Here is a 4,647-nt window from a genome sequence, read left to right as displayed (position 1 = left end):
GAGCGCGGGGAGTATGTCAACGATTGCTAGCTCCTGCTCTGCTCTGCTTAGTTGTGCTGTGCCTTGCTGGAGCTCTTGGTGCTCTAGTGTATTCTCTTGGACTTTGTGGAGTTTGCTCTGCTCCCATATATTCTTGGGTTTGTGGCTTTGGGGTTTGCCCCAATTCTAGTCCCTGCTTGGCTGGTGCTTGTTGTATTGTGTGCTCCACTTCTTTCTTAAAAGTATCAATATAATCACTGATGGTTAAGATGTCTTGTTGATCTGTTGTGCTTCTAGTAGTGCCCACCGCCTGCATTTCTTGTTTCAAAACCTCAAAAAAATGTTCTGAATCACTGCCTTTAGCTTGTTGCACTTCTTGCACAAAGGCGCGCATAAAAGCTTCTCTCCCATCATCCCTCCAAGTCCGCCACGCTTTTAAAAAGCCATTGAGAAAGTTGTCCATTTTTTACCTCCACCTTCTGTGTGTGGCTGGGTTATGATGTGCCAGTGCTTGTACTTCTCTTAAAAATGCGACTTCTCTTTGGTAGGTTTGGATAAAAAAATCTAAATAAGCCTGATAATCTCCTCCCTCATAATAGGCAATTAGAGCTCCACGGTATTGCTTATATAGTGTGGGATCGTCATCTATAAGCACCAGGGGCATCTTGTGATCATTTTTGAGGGATAAGAATTGCATACACCTTGCCGTGCGCTTGTTGCAATCTTCAAAATATTGCAAATAGCACAAATTATTGTGCAAATAAATAGCCCGCTCAAAGGGGTGGTCAATTGTTTGGTATTGTTTGAATAAGTATTTCATCTCCGTGTGGAGTCTGTCTCCATAAGCAAGAGGTAGATAAGATGTGCCCGTAATCCCAGTGATATTGTGGTTGCGCATCACACCACAGTTGTTTGGAGAAACCAGTTCTTGGGACAGAATGGCATGTAGGTTCTGGCATGTCTCTAAGCTGATGGGTAAATCTTCTTTAAGAATTACATCAAAAGCGTTTCTTAAATTTAAAATCATCTTGGCATCACTGTATTTCTTGCCTCCAGCAGTCAAACCTTCTTCTAGCAAGGCAAGTGTATCCAGTTTGCTATAGGTATTACCCTCAATCTGAGCAGAAGAGTAAATGAAATCAAAACGCAACTTCTTCATACAACCCTGCATCGTAGCAAAATCGCTAAAGTTAAAACTCAGAGAATTTAACTGTTGCTTTTGCTGAGGGTTTAAAATGTGTAAATTATCTAAAAATTGGGGATTGTAATGCATAGTCATTCTCCTTTAGTTAGCGACCCCTACCCTTAGATGGTGTTGCAAAGTAAGTTGCATTTAAGACTTCATTGTGTGATAGTTGCTGTGTCTTGAGCCAAGCAATTTCTTGAGCCATCTTTTGGATTGTCTTGTGTTGTTCTTGGAGCATTTGGATCACCATTTGTATCCCCTGTTGGTTCTCTAGAGTGGTTGGGGCTTGTGGCATCGCCATTTCTGGGTTGTATTGGCTTGCCTGGTTATTGGGAGCGTTGTATGGCTGTGGCTGGTTTGAGAGCGTCTGATGGTATGGTTGGCTAGACTGATTTGCATAGCGTGGCACATTGTTTTGAGTGGGTTGCTTTAGCTCAGGCGTGTTCTTTGTCTCTGTATGTCTTTGTGCAGGCTGTTGTCTATCTCTAGCGTATTGCTGGTTGTGCTGGGCATAATGGGCGACATAGTCTAGTACTCTTTGGTATTATTGTCCTGTGAGCTTGGCAGAGAGATCGCAAACCACTAGATTTTGGTTGTCTAAAGAAAAACGCTCTCCCACATACATAGACTTTGAGCTCTTAGGATTTAGGGGCTTAAAGCGTGTTTGATCGATGCTTTTAAAGCATTCTACATTGTAGAGATTTTTAATTTCTAATCTAGGAGGGATTTCTACACGCGCCTCCTCCATCTCCCACAAATAGTTGCCATATCTGTCGTGAAGTTGGTTACCGTTAGGGTCTAATAGGGGGATGGGGTTGCCTTGCGCGTCTTTTTTAGGGACTTTTTGCACTTCGTAGGTCTTGACATAGCTGATGCTTGCCTTTTTAATTGAACCTTGGGGGTTTTGGCTAGATTGGGTGTTGTTTTGGATGAACTCCAATTCTTTAGCATCTACTCCTAGTCTTTGGGCTTCTTCAAGGCTGATCCACGCATTGCTGGCATAGTTGCCCTCTTGTTGCTTGGCATCTAAGATCAAGGCATTCAAGCCACTGTAAGCGCTACCTGAATAGGTATTGTAGGCTCTGTTATTGGGTTTGAAGGTTAAGCCCTGCTCTAGGGCTAAGTTAACCTCATGCGCTAGAAAATCTCTAAACATCGTTTTTTGTTCGGCTACACTCATCTCATCCCACGATTTCATTCCTTCTCCCTTATTTTCACCTCTTTGTGATTTGGTATTGCTTTAAAACTCTTGGACTTCATCCCCGCCATCTAGCCAAGGTTCATCAGGCAGTGTGGGTGGTTAGAGGTAGTGCTGACTTGTTCTTGCTGTGTAGATGGCTCTACATCTTCTAAGGGTACGCCATAGGCTAAGAACTCTGCCAAATCTTCTGGGCTTAGTGGGTAACTGCCCTCTGTGAGTGCTAAGTCTGGCTGTTGCTTGGTCTCTTGCATGTGTTTTTCCCTTGTATTAAATGGGTCAAGTATGGCATTTTTAGAAGCAAAGCACAAGCTAGCCAGTGTCAGATCAAAATTAAGGTGAAAATTCCAAGCGTAGTGTGCCCTAACTAGCGCAACATCTTTACAATCTGGCGCTTGATATAAGAGCTGATACTCTCTGCCTCCTCATAGGCTAGTTGTTCGAGTTTTTTATACTCCTCTTTTGAAAAGTATAACTGCACGGCGTAGTTCTTTTTGAGCTCATCTGTAGGGACTCTCTTGCGTCCGGGCTTTTTTCTCTTTTTGTTCTCTTGCTTGTTTTGGAAGGTGTTTTCTTGTGTGATGGGGCGGTTTAAAGCTGCATCTATGCTATCCATATGTGATTTTCCTTTTAAGATAGAGTGTTTAAAAGGCGGGTGTATTCCTCCATGAAGCGCTTGTAAGCATTTTTAGCCAAAGGACTAAGGCTAGCTAGTTCTGTAAAGCTCAATCCCTGTTGCATGCTATTTTCTAAAATCTTAGAGTGCTTGAAATAAAAGAAAGAGAGGTGTTTATATTTTTCTTGAATCTTTTGGGCACATTGTTGCCTTTCTGGCAGGTCAGTCCAGTTTGTGATGAGGACAAAGATGTTAGGATTAATGGGGTGTAATTCTTGCAGACTCTCTAAAGTGCGCAAGATAGAATTATAAAGCGGGGTGCAAGGCATAAGTGGCACATCACTGGCTTTAAGAATCTCTAACACGCCCCCTTCTACAAACCCCCCCAAAGTCATAGACACAATTAGCAATCAACTTAGGGTAAGCACTGATCTTAGCTTTGCCCGGATAAAGCTGCTCAATAAGAGAACTGCCATTGCTTTGTAAAAACAATCCCAAATCCTTAGCAATGGAAAAGCTAAAGGCGGTCTTGCCCACACCTCCCTTTTTATTGACAACAGAGACAACCATGTGCCTTAAATCCTTTGTATAGAATGGCTACAATTAATAAATGTATTATGCAATATAAAAATGATTTAAAATGTTTAAAAAAATTAAAAATGTATGAGACATTTTAGAATGTATAAAAAGCCATGGAGAGTGTAGATTTAAACTAGCGTTCTCGTCCTTTGCGTTTTCTAGGTTCTAGCCAATCTGATAGCTAGAAGAGGTGGTGTTTAGTGCCCCCACGCGGTGCTTATCTTGCTCCAAAAAACTCTCTATCCTCTTTCTCTCTACTGCCTGTGCTTCTTTAGCTAGTTGGAGTAATTGCCCTGTATTCTCTGTGCGCATAGCTTGCATGTAGATGTCTTTGACCTCTTTAGTGATCACAAAGGGCATGAGATGGTGCTCTAGCACACTATAGAATATCAAAGAACGCCCTGTGCGCCCATTCCCATCACTAAAGGGGTGGATGCGCTCAAATTTGATATGGGCATCCATGATGATGGTTAGCTTTTGATTGTTATCTTGGGTATGTTTAAGTTGGTAGGCAAGATTATCACACCAGTCTTTGAGTGTTGTGGGGATTTTGTAAGGTTTTTCTGTCTCAAAGTCTGCGCCTAGCACGACATTTTGGATGGTCTTAAATCTCCCATGGTTATCAATGAGATTTTGCATGAGCATTGCGTGGATTTTCTTAATAAACTCATTGTCTATAGGTGTCTTGTTTTCTAGGCTTGCAAGCAAAAAGGGCAGGAGCCGTTGGTAGTTCTTCACCTCATAATATTCTCTCTCATCCATCGCCTTAGGGATAAACCCCTCTGCTAGAATACTTGCCGTTTCATTCTGCGTAAGAGAATTTCCCTCAATGGCTGTGCTGTGGTGAGCCATCCTGATGGTAAGATCGAGTAAATAGTCTGTGTTGGTAAGAAGTTGTTTGTAGTCCATTTTTAGCCTTTTGTTGCGTCTGTTGTACATAAAATCCATTAAAAAGTCTATCGATATTATAAAATATTTACAATATTTTATAATATTACTTAAGACATTTAAAATTAAATAATATATTATTTAATGTGAAATACATGTTTCATTACACTCCTTTCTTTTTCCACTCCTCAATAAAGCCAC

At 41.5% G+C, this 4,647-nt stretch carries 7 protein-coding genes and 1 pseudogene; all 8 read right to left on the bottom strand.

Features of this window, described 5'->3' with window-relative positions:
* Positions 1-16: 16 nt before the first annotated feature.
* Entirely contained in the window at positions 17-442 is a 426-nt protein-coding gene (locus tag C6G87_RS01890; RefSeq protein WP_104751854.1) for a hypothetical protein, read from the bottom strand.
* 3 nt (positions 443-445) lie between these two features.
* Positions 446-1,258, bottom strand: coding sequence for a Fic family protein (locus C6G87_RS01885; protein ID WP_104751853.1), 813 nt, complete (start codon positions 1,256-1,258; stop codon positions 446-448).
* 10 nt (positions 1,259-1,268) lie between these two features.
* A complete protein-coding gene (locus tag C6G87_RS01880) occupies positions 1,269-1,574 on the bottom strand; it encodes a hypothetical protein (protein ID WP_104751852.1) in 306 nt (101 codons plus the stop codon).
* Between the two features lie 135 nt (positions 1,575-1,709).
* Complete coding sequence (locus C6G87_RS01875) at positions 1,710-2,363, bottom strand: ArdC-like ssDNA-binding domain-containing protein (RefSeq protein WP_104751851.1); 654 nt, start codon at positions 2,361-2,363, stop codon at positions 1,710-1,712.
* 71 nt (positions 2,364-2,434) lie between these two features.
* Complete coding sequence (locus C6G87_RS01870; protein ID WP_233708958.1) at positions 2,435-2,617, bottom strand: hypothetical protein; 183 nt, start codon at positions 2,615-2,617, stop codon at positions 2,435-2,437.
* 113 nt (positions 2,618-2,730) lie between these two features.
* Positions 2,731-2,979, bottom strand: a complete 249-nt coding sequence (locus C6G87_RS01865; RefSeq protein WP_104751850.1) for a ribbon-helix-helix domain-containing protein — start codon at positions 2,977-2,979, stop codon at positions 2,731-2,733.
* A 14-nt stretch (positions 2,980-2,993) separates the two neighbouring features.
* Positions 2,994-3,549, bottom strand: a pseudogene (locus C6G87_RS01860) (P-loop NTPase family protein).
* A gap of 174 nt (positions 3,550-3,723) precedes the next feature.
* Positions 3,724-4,467, bottom strand: a complete 744-nt coding sequence (locus C6G87_RS01855) for a Fic family protein (protein WP_104751849.1) — start codon at positions 4,465-4,467, stop codon at positions 3,724-3,726.
* Positions 4,468-4,647 lie beyond the last annotated feature (180 nt).

This window comes from Helicobacter baculiformis, assembly GCF_900197685.1.
Classification (GTDB): domain Bacteria; phylum Campylobacterota; class Campylobacteria; order Campylobacterales; family Helicobacteraceae; genus Helicobacter; species Helicobacter baculiformis.
The sequence above is the reverse complement of the archived record's forward strand: the minus strand, read 5'-3'. Positions and strand labels throughout refer to the sequence as shown.

Coding starts and splice junctions, on each gene's coding strand:
- C6G87_RS01855 (WP_104751849.1), bottom strand. CDS start 4,467: ATGGACTACAAACAACTTCTTACCAACACAGACTATTTACTCGATCTT.
- C6G87_RS01870 (WP_233708958.1), bottom strand. CDS start 2,617: ATGCAAGAGACCAAGCAACAGCCAGACTTAGCACTCACAGAGGGCAGT.
- C6G87_RS01865 (WP_104751850.1), bottom strand. CDS start 2,979: ATGGATAGCATAGATGCAGCTTTAAACCGCCCCATCACACAAGAAAAC.
- C6G87_RS01890 (WP_104751854.1), bottom strand. CDS start 442: ATGGACAACTTTCTCAATGGCTTTTTAAAAGCGTGGCGGACTTGGAGG.
- C6G87_RS01885 (WP_104751853.1), bottom strand. CDS start 1,258: ATGACTATGCATTACAATCCCCAATTTTTAGATAATTTACACATTTTA.
- C6G87_RS01875 (WP_104751851.1), bottom strand. CDS start 2,363: ATGAAATCGTGGGATGAGATGAGTGTAGCCGAACAAAAAACGATGTTT.